Annotated in this window: 23 protein-coding genes; 21 read left to right on the top strand and 2 right to left on the bottom strand. The window is 41.2% G+C overall.

What is annotated here, in order from left to right; genetic code table 11:
- Window positions 1-43: 43 nt before the first annotated feature.
- Together ULO1_RS11465 and ULO1_RS11460 are read left to right on the top strand one after the other, a co-directional pair.
- Window positions 44-412: a DUF485 domain-containing protein gene (locus ULO1_RS11465; protein ID WP_200803449.1), complete on the top strand. Its 369-nt coding sequence runs from the start codon at window positions 44-46 to the stop codon at window positions 410-412.
- Complete coding sequence (locus tag ULO1_RS11460; protein WP_107753386.1) at window positions 409-1938, top strand: cation acetate symporter; 1530 nt, start codon at window positions 409-411, stop codon at window positions 1936-1938. The genes ULO1_RS11465 and ULO1_RS11460 overlap by 4 nt, the downstream gene beginning before the upstream one ends.
- 27 nt (window positions 1939-1965) lie before the next feature.
- Here the strand turns inward: ULO1_RS11460 and ULO1_RS11455 are convergent, their stop codons facing one another.
- Window positions 1966-3339: an RsmF rRNA methyltransferase first C-terminal domain-containing protein gene (locus tag ULO1_RS11455; protein WP_079933635.1), complete on the bottom strand. Its 1374-nt coding sequence runs from the start codon at window positions 3337-3339 to the stop codon at window positions 1966-1968.
- 709 nt (window positions 3340-4048) lie between these two features.
- Here ULO1_RS11455 and ULO1_RS11450 point away from each other — a divergent pair.
- From ULO1_RS11450 to ULO1_RS11430, 5 genes are all read left to right on the top strand, one after another.
- The gene (locus tag ULO1_RS11450) at window positions 4049-4240 is read left to right on the top strand and encodes a ferredoxin family protein (RefSeq protein WP_200806964.1); all 192 of its coding nucleotides are present in this window, start codon (window positions 4049-4051) and stop codon (window positions 4238-4240) included.
- 3 nt (window positions 4241-4243) lie between these two features.
- On the top strand, window positions 4244-5380 hold the full coding sequence (locus ULO1_RS11445; RefSeq protein ID WP_079933633.1) for a 2-oxoacid:acceptor oxidoreductase subunit alpha: 1137 nt from the start codon (window positions 4244-4246) through the stop codon (window positions 5378-5380).
- Window positions 5374-6192: a 2-oxoacid:ferredoxin oxidoreductase subunit beta gene (locus ULO1_RS11440; RefSeq protein ID WP_079933632.1), complete on the top strand. Its 819-nt coding sequence runs from the start codon at window positions 5374-5376 to the stop codon at window positions 6190-6192. Before ULO1_RS11445 ends, ULO1_RS11440 begins: the two co-directional genes overlap by 7 nt.
- Window position 6193: 1 nt before the next feature.
- Complete coding sequence (locus tag ULO1_RS11435; RefSeq protein ID WP_079933631.1) at window positions 6194-6772, top strand: 2-oxoacid:acceptor oxidoreductase family protein; 579 nt, start codon at window positions 6194-6196, stop codon at window positions 6770-6772.
- A 61-nt stretch (window positions 6773-6833) separates the two neighbouring features.
- Complete coding sequence (locus ULO1_RS11430; protein ID WP_079906855.1) at window positions 6834-7988, top strand: HEAT repeat domain-containing protein; 1155 nt, start codon at window positions 6834-6836, stop codon at window positions 7986-7988.
- On the opposite strand, the gene ULO1_RS11425 is transcribed toward ULO1_RS11430, so the two are convergent.
- On the bottom strand, window positions 7985-8902 hold the full coding sequence (locus ULO1_RS11425; RefSeq protein ID WP_078664387.1) for a DUF2225 domain-containing protein: 918 nt from the start codon (window positions 8900-8902) through the stop codon (window positions 7985-7987). The two genes, ULO1_RS11430 and ULO1_RS11425, sit on opposite strands and share 4 nt — an antisense overlap.
- Before the next feature lie 145 nt (window positions 8903-9047).
- Between ULO1_RS11425 and queD the strand changes: the two genes are divergently transcribed.
- From queD to rny, 14 genes are all read left to right on the top strand, one after another.
- Window positions 9048-9458 carry a 6-carboxytetrahydropterin synthase QueD gene (queD, locus tag ULO1_RS11420; RefSeq protein ID WP_078664388.1) on the top strand — a complete coding sequence of 137 codons (411 nt, stop codon included), beginning with the start codon at window positions 9048-9050 and terminating at the stop codon, window positions 9456-9458.
- The gene (locus ULO1_RS11415; protein ID WP_078664389.1) at window positions 9439-9996 is read left to right on the top strand and encodes a DUF366 family protein; all 558 of its coding nucleotides are present in this window, start codon (window positions 9439-9441) and stop codon (window positions 9994-9996) included. Before queD ends, ULO1_RS11415 begins: the two co-directional genes overlap by 20 nt.
- On the top strand, window positions 9996-10730 hold the full coding sequence (locus tag ULO1_RS11410; protein ID WP_079933630.1) for a 7-carboxy-7-deazaguanine synthase QueE: 735 nt from the start codon (window positions 9996-9998) through the stop codon (window positions 10728-10730). The genes ULO1_RS11415 and ULO1_RS11410 overlap by 1 nt, the downstream gene beginning before the upstream one ends.
- 13 nt (window positions 10731-10743) lie before the next feature.
- Window positions 10744-11304 (top strand): GTP cyclohydrolase I FolE, encoded by a 561-nt coding sequence (gene folE / locus ULO1_RS11405; protein ID WP_078664391.1) that lies wholly within the window; start codon window positions 10744-10746, stop codon window positions 11302-11304.
- 21 nt (window positions 11305-11325) lie between these two features.
- Window positions 11326-11505 carry a YpmA family protein gene (locus ULO1_RS11400; RefSeq protein WP_078664392.1) on the top strand — a complete coding sequence of 60 codons (180 nt, stop codon included), beginning with the start codon at window positions 11326-11328 and terminating at the stop codon, window positions 11503-11505.
- 8 nt (window positions 11506-11513) lie between these two features.
- The gene (locus ULO1_RS11395; RefSeq protein WP_079933629.1) at window positions 11514-12797 is read left to right on the top strand and encodes an SLC13 family permease; all 1284 of its coding nucleotides are present in this window, start codon (window positions 11514-11516) and stop codon (window positions 12795-12797) included.
- An 11-nt stretch (window positions 12798-12808) separates the two neighbouring features.
- Entirely contained in the window at window positions 12809-13576 is a 768-nt protein-coding gene (gene surE / locus ULO1_RS11390; protein WP_078664394.1) for a 5'/3'-nucleotidase SurE, read from the top strand.
- A gap of 111 nt (window positions 13577-13687) precedes the next feature.
- A complete protein-coding gene (locus ULO1_RS11385; RefSeq protein ID WP_079933628.1) occupies window positions 13688-14149 on the top strand; it encodes a hypothetical protein in 462 nt (153 codons plus the stop codon).
- 23 nt (window positions 14150-14172) lie between these two features.
- Window positions 14173-15654, top strand: coding sequence for an AAA family ATPase (locus tag ULO1_RS11380; RefSeq protein WP_143325457.1), 1482 nt, complete (start codon window positions 14173-14175; stop codon window positions 15652-15654).
- A 71-nt stretch (window positions 15655-15725) separates the two neighbouring features.
- Window positions 15726-16232, top strand: a complete 507-nt coding sequence (locus ULO1_RS11375; RefSeq protein WP_078664396.1) for a CinA family protein — start codon at window positions 15726-15728, stop codon at window positions 16230-16232.
- A gap of 3 nt (window positions 16233-16235) precedes the next feature.
- Window positions 16236-17840 carry a DEAD/DEAH box helicase gene (locus tag ULO1_RS11370; RefSeq protein ID WP_079933627.1) on the top strand — a complete coding sequence of 535 codons (1605 nt, stop codon included), beginning with the start codon at window positions 16236-16238 and terminating at the stop codon, window positions 17838-17840.
- Between the two features lie 74 nt (window positions 17841-17914).
- Window positions 17915-18940, top strand: a complete 1026-nt coding sequence (recA, locus tag ULO1_RS11365; protein WP_078664398.1) for a recombinase RecA — start codon at window positions 17915-17917, stop codon at window positions 18938-18940.
- A complete protein-coding gene (locus tag ULO1_RS11360; RefSeq protein ID WP_079933626.1) occupies window positions 18933-19415 on the top strand; it encodes a regulatory protein RecX in 483 nt (160 codons plus the stop codon). Before recA ends, ULO1_RS11360 begins: the two co-directional genes overlap by 8 nt.
- A 117-nt stretch (window positions 19416-19532) precedes the next feature.
- On the top strand, window positions 19533-21056 hold the full coding sequence (gene rny, locus ULO1_RS11355) for a ribonuclease Y (protein ID WP_375804194.1): 1524 nt from the start codon (window positions 19533-19535) through the stop codon (window positions 21054-21056).
- Window positions 21057-21136 lie beyond the last annotated feature (80 nt).

The following is a 21136-nucleotide window of genomic DNA, read 5'->3' as shown; positions in this document are numbered from 1 at the left end:
AGACAATAACTAACCTCAATTAATTTAAGAAAGGAGTGGCAGTATGAGCATTAATACTGAGGTTGGAATGGGTCAGAACGTAATTGAACATCCAAAACGTTCCCAGGCTGAATGGAAAAAAATCGCTGATAGTCCTGATTTTAAAACTCTTATTAACGCCAAAGGAAAATTTTTGATTCCTACCATCATATTTTCTTTTGTTTATTACTTTGCACTTCCTATTTTAGCTGGTTATGCCCCTGGCTTAATGAAAACAAAGATTGTTGGTGCTATTAATTTTGGCTATTTATTTGCACTTTCCCAGTTTTTCGTAGCCTGGATAATTGCCGGACTTTATAGCTCAGTATCTAATAATACCTTTGATCCGCTGGCAGAAAAAATTAAGCAACAACAGGGGGGGAAGGGTAGATGAAGATTATTACTTTTGGTCTATTTGCTCTTGTTGTTCTTGCTACCCTGATTATTACTTACTGGGCAGCACGACGTACTAAAACTACTGCCGAATTCTATGCTGCTGGCCGCAGCTTAAGTGGTATTCAGAACGGTTTTGCTATAGCCGGTGACTATATGAGTGCCGCTTCATTTCTGGGGATTGCTGGACTCATTGCTTTAAATGGCTATGATGGTTTTATGTATTCTGTAGGTTGGCTGGTAGCATATATTACTGTTCTACTGGTCGTAGCCGAACCCTTACGAAATAGCGGTAAATATACCATGGCCGATATGCTGGCTTACCGCTTAAAACCCAAGCCGGTGCGGACTGCAGCAGCCCTTTCTACTCTAGTTATCTCCACCTTTTATCTATTAGCCCAAATGGTGGGTGCAGGTAGCTTAATTAAAATGCTAATCGGCTTATCCTATGAAACCTCCATTATTATAATCGGTATAATGATGATCTTATATGTTGCCTTCGGTGGTATGCTGGCAACCACCTGGGTACAAATCATAAAAGCGGGATTATTAATGGCTTGTGCAATTGTTTTAAGCTTTGCGGTTTTAGTAAAATTTAACTTCAATTTCGTGGACTTTTTTGGCGGTTTAAGCCAGAAGTACGGCCAATCATTCCTGGAGCCAGGGAAATTATATAAGAATCCCATTGAATTAATCTCATTAGGATTAGCGCTAGTTTTAGGTACTGCCGGAATGCCTCATATTCTCATGCGCTTCTATACTGTACCTACTGCAAAAGAGGCCCGGAAATCCGTTGTTTGGGCAATGATTTTAATCGGTTCATTCTACATTATGACAACTTTCCTTGGATTCGGAGCAGCATACTTTGTTGGAGCAGATGCGGTCAAAGCTGCTGAAAAAGGCGGTAATATGGCAGCTCCAATGCTGGCCCAATATCTATTCGGTGGACCTAATACAATTGGTGGTGAAGCTGGTTTAGCTTTCGTTTCTGCGGTTGCTTTCGCTACAATCTTAGCAGTAGTTGCCGGTTTGACTCTGGCTGCATCCAGTGCCTTTGCCTATGATTTTTACACTAATGTAATTAAGGGTGGCAATGTGGATGAAGCTACTCAGGTTAAAGTCGCGAAGAGAACAACTGTAGCTGTTGGTATTGTAGCAATAATTTTGGGGCTTCTAGCTAAAGGCCAAAACGTCGCCCATCTGGTAGCTCTGGCCTTCGCAGTTGCATCCTCTGCCAATGTGCCGGTTATTGTCTTCTCGGTATTCTGGAAGAAGTTCAATACTGGTGGTGCTGTAACCGGTATCCTGGTTGGCCTGGCTTCCTGTATCATTTTCCTCCTGCTAGGCCCCAATGTGATGGATCCAAAGACTGCAATCTTTCCACTGAAGAATCCGGCTATTGTTTCTGTTCCGTTAGGATTCCTGGGTGCCTATCTGGGCAGCTTGTTCTATCGTGAACCGGAAGCCGAAGAGAAATTCGAAGAACTCTACGTACGGGCCAATACCGGTATTGGTGCAGAAGTGTAAAAGAAGCCCCGGCAAAATGCCGGGGCTTCATCTTAATCCCTTTGGATAATGATTTTTAATTAAATGTCCATCATCTTTACCCCAGCCTACTGGAAAACCATTTACTGTTATAGTTAGCCAGCCTTTATTGCCTGAAGCAGGTAGAGGATGGCCAGCAAAGTATTGGAATAATTGTTGATCATCAGGTCCAAATTCAACATTATTAATTGTTTTAATTAACGGCCAGGCTAGAGCGGCACTATGAGCAGGCTCAAACCGATTTTTCTTGAATGCTCCTAAAAGCAGTCCAGGACGCAAAATTTTAAGCCCATTAAAATCAGGGGGCTGTAAGGGGAGCCAGAAAAGATGCTGGTTTCTTTCAAAATAAAATCCTTCTGGGCAGCTATCCAAAAAATCTTTTGCGAATGCTTGCCACGTTTTCAAAGCTGAATTTGTTATATTAACATTAGCTCGTTGGATCTTTGAAGAGATACCCGTTTCTGTTTTTCTCAAAAGAGCAATGAAATGTCCTTCGCCTTCCAGTTTATGAGGCCACAATCTAGTGCATTTTTCCAGCTCGCGATTATTTAAGAGAAGCCATTCGGGATGTCCGCCATCAAAAACAGGTAAGGGATCTGGATGGGAAATTAGACTTAATTCGGGAAAATGAGTCAAAAGCCAGTCAATTACCCCTTCATTTTCAAAAGGGTTAAAGGTGCAAGTTGAGTAAACCAGGGTACCTCCTGGTTTGAGCATTGTCACAGCGGCAGAGAGTATTTCTTTCTGGCGTTCAGCACAGAATTCCACCCCGCGCCAGGTCCACTGAGCTCGCAAACTAGGATTTTTGCGGAACATTCCTTCCCCTGAACAAGGAGCATCAACAACAATTTTATCAAAAACCTGAGGTAATTTTTGAGCTAGTTTGGCAGGCAGTTCGTTGCTGATTATACAGTTACCAACTCCCAGTCGTTCTATATTTTCTGCCAGCACTTTTAGTCTGGTTGCAGATGGTTCATTAGACCATAGCAATCCCTGACCGCCCAGGCGGGCAGCTATTTGGGTAGATTTTCCGCCAGGAGCAGCGCATAAATCCAGGATCCATTCACCAGGCCGGGGGTCTAAAGCACTTACAACGGCCATGGCACTTGGCTCCTGCAAATAATACAGGCCTGCCTGGTGATAGGGGTGATTCCCGGCTTTCGCTGACCGGGATATATAATAACCTTCCTTACACCAGGGGACCGGTTCTTCTAAAAAGTGGAGCTCTTGCTTCAAAGTATGTGTTTGGATCTTTAATAGGTTTACCCTTAACCCTTTCCGAGCGGTTGTTGAGTAGGAGTTAAGAAAAGCGGTGAACTCATTGCCAAGCCAGGACTGCATTTTGGTTGTATACTCTTCAGGGAGAGGAGGGAATTGGTTCATTCATGTATCGCTCCTTTTTATCAAACAGGACAATTTAAGGCTAGCTGTCTAATTGCACGCTAAACGGTATTATCTACAGTCTAAATGGTTATATATGTTTACTAACGAATGTACTGACATCTGGACAGGTAAAAAAAAACTCTTAGCGAAAAAAATAATGAAAATTCCATATTATCTAGCTATATTGTTGGTAAGAAGAGAGCGAAAGGATGAGGTCTATGAGCCAGTGGTGTAGAATTTGTGAAGAACCTCTAGAACGTCCTAAAGACCGTTCGATTTGTGACCGCTGTGAAAGTCAGGTTGATCGACAAGCCCGAAGTAGCTGGTCGCCATTAACTGCTGAAGTAGTTAGACAGAGACTACGTCAAAAAGGTTATCAAAGAGCTAGTAAAAAGTCAAATTCCAGTTAGAAAAAAGGCCGGAGCCTGGGGCTCCGGCTTAGTTTTTGAGGAGGGACAAGAGGGAGCGGTATAAAATGTAGAGGGTGGCGCCAACTCCTGCCAGGAACAGGAGTAGGGCAACAACTTTGGCCATAAACATCACCACTAACTATTGTTGCCCTAGTAATGACAATATATGCGCCATACAAAAAATAGGTGTCAAATATAAAGTATGTAAAAAAAGTTTTCAAAAAATACAAAATTATCTTGTTGTTCTGCTAATAAAGACATTATAATTAAGTATAGAAAGAGAACGGGGAGGGGAAAAAGTGGTTAAAATTGAAATTAACAGTCGCTGGTGCAAAGGTTGCGGTATTTGTGTAGCTTTTTGCCCACAAAATGTCCTGGAACTATCTCTTTTGGGAAAGGCAGTGGCTGTAAGTCCTGAAAAATGCATTAACTGTAAAATGTGCAGTGAACATTGCCCTGATTATGCTATTGAAGTGTTCAAGGAGGAATGAGGGGTGAGCGGGAGAAAACTGGTACAAGGCAACGAAGCCTGTGTCTATGGGGCACTGGCTGCGGGAGTTAGATTTTATGCGGGGTACCCGATAACCCCGTCTACCGAGATTGCAGAAATGATGGCAACTGAACTGCCAAAATATCAAGGCACATACATCCAGATGGAAGATGAAATTGCCAGTATGGGGGCGGTATTAGGTGCGAGTATGGCTGGAGTAAAAGCCATGACTGCGACCAGCGGCCCAGGCTTTTCCTTGATGCAAGAAAATATTGGCTATGGTTATATGGCAGAAGTCCCTTGTCTAATAGTAAACGTGCAGCGCATGGGGCCAAGTACAGGCGTCCCGACGGCCCCTGGTCAGGCTGATGTACAACAGGCACGCTGGGGCACTCATGGAGATCATCCAGCCCTTGTACTTACCCCCTGGAGTGTAGAAGAATGTTATACCCTGACTAAAAAGGCGGTAGAGCTCAGCGAACTACTATCTATGCCAGTTATCTTACTTATGGATGAAGTTATTGGACATATGCGGGAAAGCATAGATATAGCCGAAGAATTAAATTTCGCTCAAAAGGCAGAGCGAGCACTTCCTGCTCTTTCACCTCAAGAATATCAGCCCTATCGGGCCGATGAAAAAGGGCGAATTCAGCTGGCACCTTTTGGGCATGGGTATCGTTATCACATAACGGGTTTAGTCCATGATGTTAAAGGTTTTCCTACGAATAACCCCAAACTTATTGAGGAACAGCTCGTAAGAATTCAGCGGAAGGTTGAACTAAACCGACAGGAAATTGAGCTTTATGAAACCTATTATGCTGATGATGCAGATTATCTACTGGTTAGCTATGGTTGTTCTGCCAGATCCGCGTTTGCTACAATGCGCAAGCTAAGAGCTAATGGTTTAAAAGTAGGACTTGTGCGTTTGATTACCCTCTGGCCATTACCGGATAATTCACTTAGGAACATTGTCAAGAATAAAAAAAGAGTTTTTGTTGTCGAGATGAACCAGGGCCAGATTACCAGGGAAATAGGAAGAGTTGTTGCCGGCCTTTGTAAGGTACAGGGCATTCACCGGATTGATGGGGAGTTGATCACACCTAATGAAATTTTGGAAAAGGTGGTGGGATCTTTATGTTAACTGAACTGAAGCCATTTTTGCGGCTGGATCGTTTACCCCATATCTGGTGCCCTGGGTGTGGCAATGGCTTGGTCATGGCAGGCATTATCAGGGCCATTAAAAGGGCTGGCTTGAATCAGGATGAGGTAGTGATTGTTTCCGGCATTGGCTGTTCTGCTCGAGCCAGCGGTTACCTTGACTTTAATACTGTTCATACTACCCATGGCCGGGCCTTAACCTTTGCCACCGGTATTAAACTGGCCAAGCCCCATTTATCAGTCTTTGTTTTAATGGGAGATGGTGATGCATTAGCAATTGGCGGCAATCATTTTATCCATGCCGCCCGACGCAATTTGGATTTGAATGTCATAATATTTAATAACCAGATCTACGGAATGACCGGTGGGCAGGCAAGCCCTATGACACCAGCTACAAGCAAAGCAACCACTGCACCTTATGGACAACTCGAGCAGCCTTTTGACACGGTTGAACTGGCTAAAGGAGCTAGTGCTACCTTTGTCGCGCGTTCAACAGCATATCATACTCAGTTAACCGCAAAGTTTATTGCCGAGGGAATAAAACACAAAGGATTTGCGGTTACAGAAGTGATTACTCAGTGTCCTGTTGCCTTTGGCAGAAGAAATGGAATGGGCAACCCGGCGGATATGCTGAAATGGCAAAAAGAAAGAGCATTGAATATTGATGTAGCCAAAAACCTGGGGGTAAAACCGGAAGGAAAGTTCCTAATCGGTATTTTACATCAGGAGGAGCGGCCTGAACTTGGTGAGCTTATTGCTTCACAAAAGGCCAGATGGCAAAAGGGGGACAACTAGTATGTTAAAAGAATTTCGTTTATCAGGTACTGGTGGACAGGGGATAATTCTGGCAGCTATCTTGCTGGCTGAAGGCGCAACCCGGCAGGGACTAAACGTAGTTCAGACCGAGTCCTATGGACCGGAAGCACGGGGTGGAGCGTCCAAGGCAGAAGTTAAAATAAGTGATGAGCCCATTGATTATCCCAAAGTTGAAATGCCGGAATTATTATTGGCTTTGTCTCAGGAGGCCTATGATAAATATCATAATTCCGTCCAAGAGCGAGGAATCATAATAGTCGATGAGGACCTGGTCCCCCATACAGTTAATACTAATTGCCAGCTGTTCAAGATTCCATTTACCCGTTTGGCTAAAGAAAATATCGGTAAAGAAATTGTAACTAACATTGTAGCCCTAGGCGCGATTGCCGCCTTAACAAAAGAGCTTGATTCCACGTCGATTTTAGAGGCTTTACAGCAAAGAATTCCCAGCCACTTGCTTGATATAAATCTTAATGCCTATAACTTAGGTTATAAACAGGGAGTGCAAGCATATGCGCAATCCCAGACCTTCACCAGACTGGAACAGAATAGCCAATAGTGTACGGGATGTCTGCTTCCATCGCTGGGGGGGACCAAGAAGCCCGTTAGCTGTTGGCTATTTGGAGCAAACCATGCTACCAGATATCCTCTGGTTTTTGCATCGGCTTGAGCCCTGGTGGCATACAGTATTAGCCCAGGAGCTACTAAAGGATAAGTTTGTGATCCAGCATGGTTTCCCCAATGTTCTAGGCCAGGGGATGGCTGAGGAAATATTGGTTGAAATATCACCCTGGCAGACAGAACAGGGCGAAGAAAAGGACCTCTTGTTTCTTTTGTTATCTCCTATTGCGCTTGATCAGCCGATGCATTATTTGACAGAAACTTTTCCTTTGCCAGAGGAAATCTGGGCAAAATTTAAAATGGCCTGGCGGCAACAGTACAATTTCCTCACCAGGTGGCAACCACAAATCCTCGATTTTATTAGATTATGGCAGGACAATAAAGACTTTCAGCTAACCTGGCAATTTAGAACAGAGTTGTGGTTAGTTGGCATCAATTCTGATTGGGACTTTTATCTTAGCCAGCTTATACAACTGGAAAAATGCCGTATAGGTTTGCTAAACAGTCTAGAAGATTCATATGATCTTGACTTGATTCCATCTAATTGGTTAAACCTAAAAGCAGATGGCCAAGTAGAACTGAACAAAACCGGGAGTAAAATAATAACCCCCTGGATTGTAGAAGATATAATAAATACAGTCGAAGACCGTATGTTATTAGGTGGACCAACTCATGGCATCAACTCAGCTATGGGGGTTCTAGCCAGATTATATCCTGAACAAATAAAGTATTTACTAGATTTAATTGTAGATCGTAATCGGCAAGGATGGTTACCTTTGCTGGAAAGCTGGTATGCGAGGGCAGACAAAGAGATAAAAATTTATCTAATTGATGCAATTGGACATTTAGGCAAACAAAAGGCATTACCATTTTTAATCACTGCACTGCAAGCTGATGATGCTTCCATCATTCTGGCAATTTGTGAAACCCTGGCTATGATAGGTGATCGAAGTTGCGGCTTTGCCCTTAGCGCTCTGTTAAAGAACGGCAGTTATATTGTGCAGGAGAAAGTAGTATATACTCTGGCTGAATTGAAATTCACCCCGGCCCTTAAAAGCTTCCAGAAGATGCTTGACGATCCTAACGTTTCTCCAGAGTTAAAAAGAACAATCAAACGTGCAATTCATATTATTAATACACCCTCTTCCAGTTAAAAACTGGAGAGGGTGTTTTTGAATTCATCATAGATGTCCTTGAGATTTTCTGATTTTTGAAGTCTAGTGATCAAGAAACTAAGAAATTCAGATATAGCTTGATGGGGAGGTAAAGGTATTTCTTGCAAAAATGACTTTAGCCAAATGTACTGATTTTCATATAATTTTATGTTTAAATTAATTTCTTTTGGCATAATATTGCCGTTTGCTTGTTGTTGGGCCGAGTTCTTGTTATCTTTTTCCTGTTTTTGTTCTTTAGTAATATACCATTGCTCTCGCGCAAGTCGTTCTACCTCAGGTTCGTTTTTAATTTGGGGATGGGAAACAACTTTACTAAACCAGAAAATGGCTTCATCAAATTTACCCAGTCTGCGTTTTAACTCACCGATTAAATAGAGCTGTCTTACTTCCGACATTTCATTCTGAGTATAACTATTTAAATAGTTTTCTTCATAATGCTTACAGGCTAGTTCCAGAAAAAATATTTCTTTCTCTTGATTTCCCAAAAAACGATAACACCAGGCTGTTCTTAGAAATAGCGGAGCCAATTTATGGGGCGGTTTTTTGCATATTTGCATAGTGCGAATTAATAACTCAAAAGCCATAGCAGCATATGTCCAGTTCGGCTCAAACTTAAATTCAGGGTCCTTAGCTTTTAATATAGGCAGTAAAGTTTTTAGTCTTTCCTTTTCCTCGGAAGGGTGATCGGTTCCAAAAGTTTTGCTGGGAGCAGCATAATGGCATTGGGGACAAACAGCTACTTGATAAAGAAGGGGATTAATACCACTATACTGGGGACAAAAGTCAGAGTCTCTTCCAATAAGGCTATAACTGCTGCTTTTTACCCGATAAACTTCAACTACTGTATGACATATCGGGCAAGTTTTTTTTACGCTGAATATTTGGTTACTCATAGTAAGCCTCCTTTACAAAGAAAAAATTCTACATTAAACGATATTTTCCTCCAAAGTTTTATTTTTTACTTGCAAAAGGAGGGGTAAATGTAGTTATACTATATAGGGGTGGTAAAGTTGGCGCTCAGGACAAGGAGGAAAAAAAGTGTTTGAAGTAGCAATTAAGGAAAGTTTTGCAGCGGCCCATCTCATTAGAAATTATCCCGGGGATTGCGCAAGATTACATGGTCATACCTGGTTTGTAGAAGTAGGTATTTATGGCGAAGAACTGGATGACCTGGGGATGCTAATAGATTTCAGCAAACTGAAACAGATTGTTCGCAGTTATTTGAAAAAACTTGATCATCAATTAATAAATGATTTACCAGAGTTTCGGGAAGGAGAGCTTAATCCTACCGCAGAGAACCTAGCTTTCTATTTGTATCATCAAATAAATCAGGTTATAAAAAAGGAATGGCCCGATAAAAAAATTGCATTAGGATGGGTTAAAGTTTGGGAATCCCCTACAGCATGGGCTATTTATCGGAGGGGTAAAAATGAAAACATATCTGGTTAAACATGAGCTTACATATAATGGAGAACAGCTCTCATCGCTGTTTGCATATCGCAATTTTAGAGTTCAAGGCGATAGTATCGTAGCTTTTATCGGTCCCTGTCGTGTTGAATTATCTGAAATGGTGGATTTAGAAGACGTTTTGGCTCAGGACTGGATATATAGCCCCAGGATGTTACATTTTATTATTGAAATTTTTCATCTAGATCTGGAGAAAATGGTAATTATTCAACGCTTATTCATTGCTATTATTAAAGAACAACTGGAGTATTACGGCGTGAAAGGAATAAAACGTAAAGGAGATGACTTGTATTTAGAAAATAAGAAACTTTCGGTGTCAATAGCTACTCTAAGTCCGGTATCATGCCTGATTCATACTGGATTGAATCTAGAAACAGAAGGAACTCCAGTCGCTACTGTCGGCCTGAGAGAATTAGGGATTGAAAATACTGAAGAATTTGCAGAGCAGGTAATGATCGCTCTGGCAAATGAAGTTGAATCGATTAAGCTGGCCCGCTGTAAAGTAAGGGGAGTTAATTAATGCAAGCAGCTTTTCTGATCGAAATGATGTCATCCTTTCAAGGGGAGGGTACTGTCGTAGGCTTACGCCAGTTATTTCTTCGTTTTGCCGGTTGTAACCTTGCTTGTGCATATTGTGATACCCGTTATTCCTTGCATGCGCAAGAAACCTGGAAAGTTGAATTCCCTCCAGGTACGGGTTGTTGGAACATATTAACAAATCCAGTTACTGTAGAACAGTTGCTAGAACAAATAAAAAAATTTAATCCGGATAAACATCATTCTTTGAGTTTGACGGGTGGTGAACCCCTATTACACTCGGATTTTCTGCAAGAATTTTTACCTAAAATAAAACAAATGGGGTGGAAAATCTATTTAGAAACTAATGGTACACTGGTACATAACCTTAAACAAGTTCTAGATTACATTGACATTATTGCTATGGATATTAAACTGGAATCAGCTACTGGAGCTCCGACCCCCTGGGAAGAGCACCAAAAATTTTTAGAATTAGCGATGAATAAATCCTGTTTTATTAAAGTAGTAGTTAATAGCAGGACGGACAGGCGAGAAATCGGTCAAGTTGCCCAGCTAGGGCCTGAACGTACCAGAGCAATTGATATAGTATTACAACCCCAAACTGGTTCAGAATTACCGCCGGCCAATCGATGGATAGAATGGCAAGAAATTTTAAAGCCATTTTATCGGGAGGTAAGAATAATTCCTCAGACTCACAAGATTCTGGGGGTATTATAGAAAGGGTGGAAGTATGGATATCAGAAAAATTGAAACAGCTATGCGAATGATCTTGGAGGCAATAGGGGAGGATCCAGAAAGAGAAGGATTAAGGGATACCCCCAAGAGAGTAGCTCGCATGTACGAAGAGATTTTTCATGGACTGGAAAATGACCCCAGGGAACATTTGCAGGTTTTATTTACTGAAGACCATGATGAAATGGTTTTAGTCAAGGATATACCATTTTATTCCATGTGCGAACATCATTTTTTGCCTTTCTTTGGCAAAGCTCATGTAGCCTATATACCAGCTAAAGGGAAAATAACTGGACTGTCGAAATTAGCCAGGGTTGTCGAAGGGTATGCTAAACGTCCTCAGCTTCAGGAACGTTTGACCAGTCAAATCGCAGATGCTATTATGGAATGCCTTCAGCCCCGGGGCGTCCTGGTAGTTGTGGAAGCAGAGCATATGTGCATGACCATGCGGGGAGTTAAAAAACCTGGCTCATATACAACCACTTCAGCTGTAAGAGGAATTTTTAAAACTAATAATGCTACCCGTGCGGAAGCATTTAGTCTGATTAACAGCAATTAACAAAAGTAAGGAGAAGAGAAAATGAGTGAAATGGAAAAGGATAAACTCATTTTACTGGCAACTAAGACAGTACCTGCTAATCCTGAAATGATCTATATAGTTGATTTTCTTAATAAAAACCTTAAACACAAAAAGGTGATGTTTGGTCTAACATTAAATAAAGAAGAAAAAACTATGACCTTGTCTATCTATGAGGTATAAAGGAGAGAATGGGTATGAATCAGGTTTGGGTAGCCGGGATTGTTTTTCTGTTAACCTATGCTGTGATTATCTCGGAAAAGTTACATAGGACGGTTGTGGCCCTCCTGGGTGCGGCAGTTTTACTTATCATGGGCACACTCTCTCAAGAAACAGCTTTGCATCATATTGATTTCAACACCTTAGGACTGTTGACTGGGATGATGATCATTGTCGGTATAACCCGTCACTCCGGGGTTTTTCAATATTTGGCAATTGTGGCAGCGCGTTGGGCAAAAGGAGAACCTATGGCTATCATGGTGGCATTAGCGACGATCACTGCTGTACTGTCTGCTTTTCTGGATAATGTAACTACGGTATTATTAATCGTGCCAGTCACCTTTTCTATAACTCGAGAACTGAAAATTAATCCAATTCCTTTTTTAATATCCCAGGTGTTGGCGTCTAATATCGGTGGTACAGCTACTTTAATTGGTGACCCTCCTAATATTATGATTGGCAGCCAGGTTAAAGAGCTAACTTTCAATGCCTTTATCTGGAATTTAACACCAGTAATAATTATTATTTTTATTGTAACAATTTACTTATTAAAATGGATTTACCGTAAAGACTTAAATGTTGCTCCTGAGCTAAAGTCCCGTTTAATGGCTTTTGATCCCTATAAAGAGATTAAAGACCCTTTACTTCTGAAAAAATCCCTGCTGGTTTTGGCTTTAACCATTGCTGGATTTGCTACCCATCAAATCTTCCACCTGGAATCTGCAACAATTGCCATGGCTGGTGCAACCCTCTTGATGTTAATTAGCAAAGTTGATATGGAAAAAATCTTCCATGAGGTAGAATGGCCAACCCTCTTCTTCTTTATTGGACTATTTATCCTGGTAGGGGGGTTGGTAGAAGTAGGAATAATCAAAGCCATGGCTGAAAAATCTCTGGAAATAACTGAAGGTAATCTCACCTTTGCTGCAATGTTAATTTTATGGGTTTCTGCCATTGCTTCCGCCTTTGTAGATAATATTCCCTTTGTTGCTACCATGATTCCGCTCATCAAAACCATGGGCCAGCTGGGGAACATGGGCAATATTGAACCTTTATGGTGGGCTTTGTCTTTAGGAGCATGTCTGGGGGGAAATGGTACCATTATCGGTGCATCAGCCAATGTTATTGTGGCAGGGATGGCTGAACGTCAGGGCTATCCTATGACATTTGTTGGCTTTATGCGAATTGCTTTTCCCCTGATGATAGTCTCGATAATTATCAGCTCAGCATATATTTATCTCAGATATTTGTTATAGGGGGAAAATAAATGCGTATCCTGATCAGCAACGATGATGGGATCTGGGCCCCTGGTCTCAGGGCCCTGGTAGAAGCACTAAAGCCCCTTGGTGAAATTTTTGTTGTCGCCCCTGATCGGGAAAGAAGTGCAACAGGACATGGTATCACTGTTCACTGGCCCCTGAAAGTAGAACAGGTTGATTTTGGCATTACCGGGGTGCAAGCCTGGTCAGTTGAAGGTACACCCGCCGATTGTGTAAAGCTAGGAATTGAGGTTTTGACTGCGGGTAGTCGTCCTGATGTAGTTGTATCCGGGATCAACAAGGGCCCTAATCTGGGCACGGATGTTCTGTATTCTGGCACAGTTTCTGCAGCCATTGAGGCTATTATAAACGAAGTCCCGGGAATTGCTGTCTCATTGGCCAGCTATCAAGACTTCAACTTTGCAGCTACTGGAAAAGTCGCTGCCTACATGGTTGAAAAATTATTGGAACATGGGATTTCAGAAGATACTATTCTCAATGTAAATGTACCGCCACTGCCGCTGGATAAACTGAAAGGAATAAAAGTAACCAGACTGGGTCAAAGAAGATATCAAAATGCTTTTCACGAGCGAAGAGATCCGCGCGGCAGGGTTTATTACTGGATTGGCGGGGAACCGATAGATCTAGATGCCAGTCAAGACACAGATATCTGGGCGATTGAAGCAGGATATGTTGCTGTTACACCAATACACTTTGATTTAACCAATTATAAAATCATCCAGGAAGTAGATGGCTGGGATTTGTCGCTGAAATAAATTGGCATTAACCCCTGAAAAAAACAGGGGTTATTTTTTTTACCTTTATTACCTCTAAAATCATAAAGAAAATAAATAAATCTTTCTTTATAATAATTTTGAGGTGATATTATGAAAAAGGTTATCCTGGTGAATTTGCTCACGGGAGTAATGATTTTTGGACTCTTGTTTTTATATAACCAAAATAATATTGAAAAGCTTTTTAAGGACAATCCTTCTGTAATGCAAGTAAAAGTAAATGACCAGCAAATTAACATTAAGCTTAACTTCTCTTCAACCCTTTCTGAAAACCTGGTTAATATTTTAGAAAATACACCGCCTGATTATAAAATTTATTTTATTTCCGAAAGCAATAAGCAAATTGATACTTTTTGGCAAAAACACAAGAATAAAATATTGGAATTATTAATAAACAGGAAATTAACTGCTGCTGAAGAGCTGGTTCAGCATTTATCACAACAGCGCATACAGGGGCAAATTGTTGTTACCGATAAGGGAACCCTGCTAATTTTGAAACAAAATAAAAATTTCCTGGTGGAATTGATACCGGTAAATTTACTATCAAGCAGCTAATTTCTATGGTGAAGGGGGATATCATGAACAGATTGATTCTATATATAAACGGACCAATACTGGCAATAGGACTTTACACCTGGTTATATGTCCGGGAATATTTGGGTTTGATTTTACTGTTAGCTATATTTGCGCTGGGTTATCAGTACTTGTTAATGAAAAATTTGATACCCGGGTTACCTTTCAGTAACCAAAAAAAGTATGAGCTGGTACAATTCAGCGATATTGGCGGTCAGGAACGCGCTATTAAAGAACTACAAGAAGCTCTGGATTTTCTTAACCTTTCTCAAGAAGTACAAAGACTGGGTATCCGGCCAATCAAAGGTATTTTGTTAACTGGTCCTCCAGGTACCGGAAAAACATTGTTAGCCAAGGCGGCAGCAACTTATACTGATTCGGTTTTTCTTTCTGTTGCAGGATCTGAGTTCGTTGAAATTTTCGCCGGTAATGGTGCCAAAAAGGTACGTCGCCTATTTAATGATGCCCGTAAACTAGCGAGGAAAGAAAAGAAAAAACATGCGGTTATTTTTATTGATGAAATGGAAGTTGTGGGGGGCAAACGAGGCAGAGTTGCCAATCAGGTTGAGTATGACCAAACATTGAATCAGTTATTAGTAGAAATGGATGGCTGCCAACCGGAGGATAGTGTTCACATTCTGGTTATTGGTGCAACCAACCGCCCTGACCTTTTAGACGATGCTCTATTAAGGCCTGGCCGTTTTGATCGCCATGTGGAAGTAAGCTTACCTGACATTAAAGGGCGGGAAGCAATTTTAAAAATACATTTACGCAACAAGCCTGTCAGCCCTGACCTGGATCTATATGCAATTGCTAAACAAACTTATGGTTTTTCTGGAGCGCAATTGGCCAGTGTAGCTAATGAAGCGGCTATCTATGCTTTGCGTTCCGGAAAAGAACATATTGGGCAGGAGGAGTTCTTAAAAGCGATTGACAAAATTCTTTTAGGTGAACACAGAGACACACTATTAAGTGATGCTGAAAAATTCAGAATCGCAGTCCATGAGATAGGTCATGCTTTTATTTCTGAATTTTATTTCCCCAAAAGCATAGCTCAGATTACGATTGTCCCCAGAGGCAAAGCATTAGGCTTTATCAGACAAATACCAGAAAAGGATGAGCCAATCAAAACTGAAAGTGAAATTAGAAAGAAAATCAGGGTGTTATTAGCCGGGGGGTTGGCGGAAGAAACTATTCTCGGTGAAAAGAGTACGGGCAGCAAAGGGGACTATCAACAGGCTCTATTGTACATCAAGGAACTCATTTACTGTGGAATGAGTGGCTTAAAGTTGGTCGATCCTGAAAGGATTCCGGAAGAAATCATAACTGAAAAGATTAATGATATTGCGGAAATGGAATCACAAATAGTTTTGGAGATTTTTAGTAATTATCAAAATGATTTAGTTCAATTAAGCAATATTCTTTTAGAAAAAGAAACTCTAACGGGCGATGAATTTTACAACCTGCTGCCTTCTTTCGGCAAGTAACGCTGAAAGAAGGCTTTTCCATATCTGCGGATTATGATAAAATTATTACATATCAGGCTGGAGGGTAAAAGATGTCGCGTTCTGTAGAGGTTATCAATAAAAAAGTTGCGCAAATTTTAAATCAATATAGCATGAGATTAGCGGTTGCTGAATCCTGTACAGGTGGATTATTAGCTGCCAAGATTACCGATCTCCCCGGCAGTTCTGAATATTTCTCGGGCGGTATAGTGGCTTATGCCAATGATGTTAAAGTAAATTTATTAGGCGTTAAAACAGAAACTATCGAAAAGTACGGTGCTGTCAGTTCCCCTTGTGCCCGGGAAATGGCAAAGGGAGTAAAGGAACGACTTGGAGCTGATTGCGGAATTGCTATAACAGGCATAGCAGGACCGGGTGGAGCTACCCCTGATAAACCAGTGGGACTAGTTTATTTTGGTATTGCAATTGCAGAGTTCACCTATGTGGAAAAGCAGTTCTTTAAAGGCGACCGGGCAGAAATACGTAAAAAAGCAGCTGCTCACGGTTTGAAATTGCTTTACCAGATCATAACAAATAGATACCTTAATGAAAGGAGTTAGTAAATGTCACAGGAAAAATACTTTTTTGGAAATTTACAATTAAGCAAAAACGTATATCGCGCTATCAAAGAAATGGGGTTCGAAGAGCCTTCGCCAATTCAGGCCCAGGCAATTCCCCCCTTATTAGCCAATAAAGATGTTATTGGTCAAGCTCAGACTGGAACAGGGAAAACTGCTGCCTTCGGTATTCCGATTGTGGAGAAAATCAATCCTCGCTATAAAGGAGTACAGGCATTGGTTTTAACTCCTACCCGGGAATTGGCCATCCAGGTTGCTGAAGAAATTAGTAAGATTGGCAAGTTTAAAGAAGTAAAAACTTTGCCGATTTATGGTGGACAACCTATTGAGAGACAAATTCATGCCTTGAAAAAAGGGGTACAGATTGTCATTGGAACTCCTGGCAGGATATTAGACCATTTAAATCGTAAGACTCTAATTCTTAACAATGTCAAGATGGTGGTTCTGGATGAAGCTGATGAAATGCTGGATATGGGTTTTATTGATGATATCCAGACCATTTTTGAATTTTTGCCCGAAACAAGACAAACATTATTGTTTTCAGCAACTATGCCCGTACCGATATTGAGTTTGGCTAAAAAATACCTTAATGAACCAGAATGGATTACTGTTAGCAAAGATGAACTCACAGTACCATTAATTGAACAAATCTACTATGAGGTAAGAGAAAACGAACGCCTTGCAGCTTTATGCCGGATCTTAGATGCCTCTCAAATTACACAGGCTATTATTTTTTGTCGGACTAAAAAAGGAGTAGATGACTTAGTAGGTAGTTTACAAGCCCGAGGCTATGCGGTAGACGGATTGCATGGTGATTTAACTCAGAGCCAAAGGGATAAGGTTATGAACTCTTTTCGTCTAGGAAAACTGGAGTTTTTGGTAGCTACTGATGTGGCTGCCCGCGGGATCGATGTGGACAATGTCAGTCATGTTATCAATTATGAAGTACCACAAGATCCTGAATCCTATGTGCATAGAATTGGTCGTACCGGTCGGGCTGGCAGGCAAGGCACTGCTATAACCCTGGTAGTTCCCCGCGAATATAAACAGCTAAGACTGATTGAAAAACTTGCCAATACTTTGATTCGCAAGGAAAAGCTGCCTACTCTGGCTGACATAGCTGAAAGAAGAAAAGAAAATGTAATTGCTCGAATTGAACAAATTGTGTCCAATTTGAAACTCGAAGATTACTATCCGATCATTGAAGAGCTAACAACCAGATATGAGCTAAGGGATATTGCCGCTGCTCTATTATTTGGGTGGATTGAGCCTGCAGAAACTGTAGTCAATGAAATCGAGGACAATGATGACGATTCCTTGTTCCAGAACACTGGAGCGGGTCCAGGCATGGTTCGATTCTTTATCAATGTTGGTAAAGAAGATGAAATTACTGTTAAGGATTTAATTTCTTTTATTGTTGAAGAAGCTGGCATTGAAGAGAAACAAATTGGTAACATTCGTTTGCTGGGCCGCTTTAGTTTTGTCGAAATACAGCAGGATATTGCTGAAAAAGTCTATTACTGTTTGCAAAAAACTTATTTAAGAGGACGCCGAATCAATGTCGAACCTGCTCGGAATCGCCAGAAATAAAAAGCTTGACCAGGGAAATGGGAACTGATAAAATAAAAACAAACATCCGTTCAGGGGATGGGAGGAAAAAATAAATGGATAAACAAAAAGCACTGGAAATTGCACTGAGTCAAATTGAGAAGCAATTTGGCAAGGGAGCGGTTATGCGGTTGGGTGAAGCCAGTAATAAAATGAATATTGAAGTAATACCTACTGGTGCCCTCTCCCTTGATATTGCATTAGGGGTAGGCGGAGTTCCCCGCGGTCGGGTGGTAGAAATCTATGGCCCGGAATCATCCGGCAAAACCACTGTTGCTCTGCATATAATTGCAGAAGCACAAAAGAACGGCGGTATTGCAGCTTTTATCGATGCTGAACATGCTTTAGATCCGGTTTATGCGAGAAAGCTAGGGGTTGATGTAGATAACCTGTTAGTATCACAGCCTGATACTGGGGAACAGGCCCTGGAAATCGCTGAATCATTAGTAAGAAGCGGTGCTATTGATGTGCTGGTAGTTGACTCAGTTGCAGCTTTAGTCCCCCGCGCTGAGATTGAAGGGGAAATGGGAGACTCCCATGTAGGTTTACAGGCCCGACTAATGAGTCAGGCTTTAAGGAAATTAACTGGAGCCATCAGTAAATCCAGATGCACTGCTATCTTTATCAACCAAATCCGTGAAAAGGTTGGGGTCATGTTTGGGAACCCGGAAACCACCCCCGGTGGTCGGGCTTTAAAGTTTTATGCTTCCGTCCGCCTGGAAGTTAGAAAAGTTGAGGCCATTAAACAGGGTAATGATGTTGTAGGTAGCAGAACAAGGGTAAAAGTAGTAAAGAACAAAGTTGCTCCTCCCTTTAAACAAGCGGATTTTGATATTATGTATGGTGAAGGTATTAGCAGAGAAGGGAACGTAATTGACCTTGCAACGGAAATAGATATTATCAAAAAGTCCGGGGCCTGGTATTCCTACGAAGGAGAGCGTTTAGGCCAGGGCCGGGAAAATGTTAAAGAATATTTAAAGGAGCATCCCGAGCTGTTACAGGAAATCGAAGAGAAAATTAAACAAAAACTTCTGGCAGGGGCTGATATAACAAGCCCAGCGGAGGTTATCCTAAATGAATAACATAGAAAATAAAAGTTTCAGGGCTGCTTACCAGGCGGCCCTGAAATTATTAGCCTTAAAAGATCATACGCGCAAGGAAATAACCGAAAAATTAAAAAGAAAGGGTTTTTCTTCCGATTTAGCAAATCAGGTTGTTAGCCAGCTGGAGGAAGAAGGCCTGGTAAATGATTGTAAAGTGAGCCAAACCTATTTCAACGAGCTGTGGAATTATAGTAATGCTGGTCCAACAAAAATATTAAACAAAAGCAAAGAGAAAGGATTGGATCAAGAATTTATTAAAGCAATGATAAATAATCTAACTGAAGAAGAGCTAAAAACAAAAGTTAAAAATATTATAAAAAAACGCATGAAACAAGGAGATAATAAAGCAAAGCTAAGAATATATCGTTATTTATTAAATCAGGGTTTTTCTTACTCACTAATCAACAGAGCCTTTGCTGAGTTAGGGTATAACTTGACAAATCAGCAGGAATAATTTACAATCTTTTAAGAGTGGCATACTCTATCCACAGGAAAAGGCATAACATTGACCGAGAAATGCTCGGTGTTTATTTTTTTATCCATTGGAGGTGACGAAGTGATAGAACTATGGATTGGACTAGCCATTATCAGCGCTATTCTGGCTTTTTGGGGAGGTTATAAATACCGACAGAATGTCGTTGAGAAAAAAATAGGGGAAGCTGAATCGGAAGCCAAACAAATCCTCGAAGAGGCTGAAAAGGCCGCCGAAGCTAAAAAGAGAGAGGCTCTTGTTGAAGCCAAAGAAGAAATCCTGAAAATGAAACAGGAAGTCGAGAGAGAAAACAAGGAACGCCGGGCAGAAATCCAACGGATGGAACGGCGTTTAACCCAAAAAGAAGAAACCCTTGATCGAAAACTGGAGAACATAGAAAAAAAAGAAGAACTACTGAGCAAAAAAGAGGAAGAAATAAACAATTTAAGAAGCGAACTGGAAAATATTCTGTTAACCCAAAAGCAAGAACTGGAAAGAATCTCGGGTTTAACTTCGGAAGAAGCCAAAAACCTGCTTCTCAGCCAAATTGAGGAGGAAGTAAAACATGATGCAGCAGTCTTGATAAAAGAAATTGAAACCAATGCCAAAGAAGAGGCTGAGAAAAGGGCCAGAAACATTATTGCTCAGGCAATTCAACGTTGTGCTGCTGATCATGTAGCAGAAATTACTGTTTCAGTAGTATCTTTGCCTAATGATGAAATGAAAGGGAGAATCATTGGTCGGGAGGGTAGGAATATCCGGACCCTGGAGACCCTTACCGGAATAGATCTTATTATTGATGATACACCAGAAGCAGTAATTCTGTCAGGGTTTGACCCTATCCGCCGTGAAATTGCCAGAATCGCTTTAGAGAAACTAATTTTGGATGGTAGAATACATCCTGCCCGTATAGAAGAAATGGTAGAAAAAGCCAAGAAAGAAGTTGAGGGGCAGATCAGAGAAGCTGGCGAACAGGCGGCGTTTGAAGTCGGAGTTCATAATTTGCACCCAGAATTGATCAAACTGCTTGGTCGCTTGAAATATCGTACAAGTTATGGCCAGAATGTACTGAAGCATTCTATTGAAGTGGCACACCTGGCCGGAATGATGGCCAGTGAGCTAGGTGTGGATGTTACATTAGCGAAACGCTGCGGTTTGCTACATGACATTGGTAAAGCTGTTGACCATGAAACAGAAGGCTCCCATACAGAAATTGGTGCTGATCTCGCCAAAAAATATAAAGAATCCAAAGAAGTTATTAATGCGATTGCATCACATCACGGGGATATTGAGGCAACTACTATCGAATCAGTTCTTGTTGCTGCAGCTGATGCCATTTCAGCTGCTCGTCCTGGCGCCCGCCGCGAGACACTGGAAGCATATATTAAACGTTTGGAAAAATTAGAACAGATAGCCAATGAATTCGATGGAGTAGAAAAATCCTTTGCTATTCAAGCGGGCCGCGAAATAAGAATAATGGTCAAACCAGAAAAAATCGATGATTTAACAGCTGTTCGATTGGCACGTGATATTGTCAAGAAGATCGAATCGGAGCTTGAATATCCGGGTCAAATTAAGGTTGTTGTTATTCGAGAAACGCGAGCAATCGATTATGCCAAGTAACTTTAAAGGAGAAGGTTGTTCCTTCTCCTTTTTGCTTGTGTTGTTCTCCTTGGTTATATATGATAATATGATTTTAGGGT

Source organism: Carboxydocella sp. ULO1 (assembly GCF_002049255.1).
Classification (GTDB): domain Bacteria; phylum Bacillota.
Note: the sequence above shows the minus strand (reverse complement) of the source record. Positions and strands in the feature narration are given on the sequence as shown.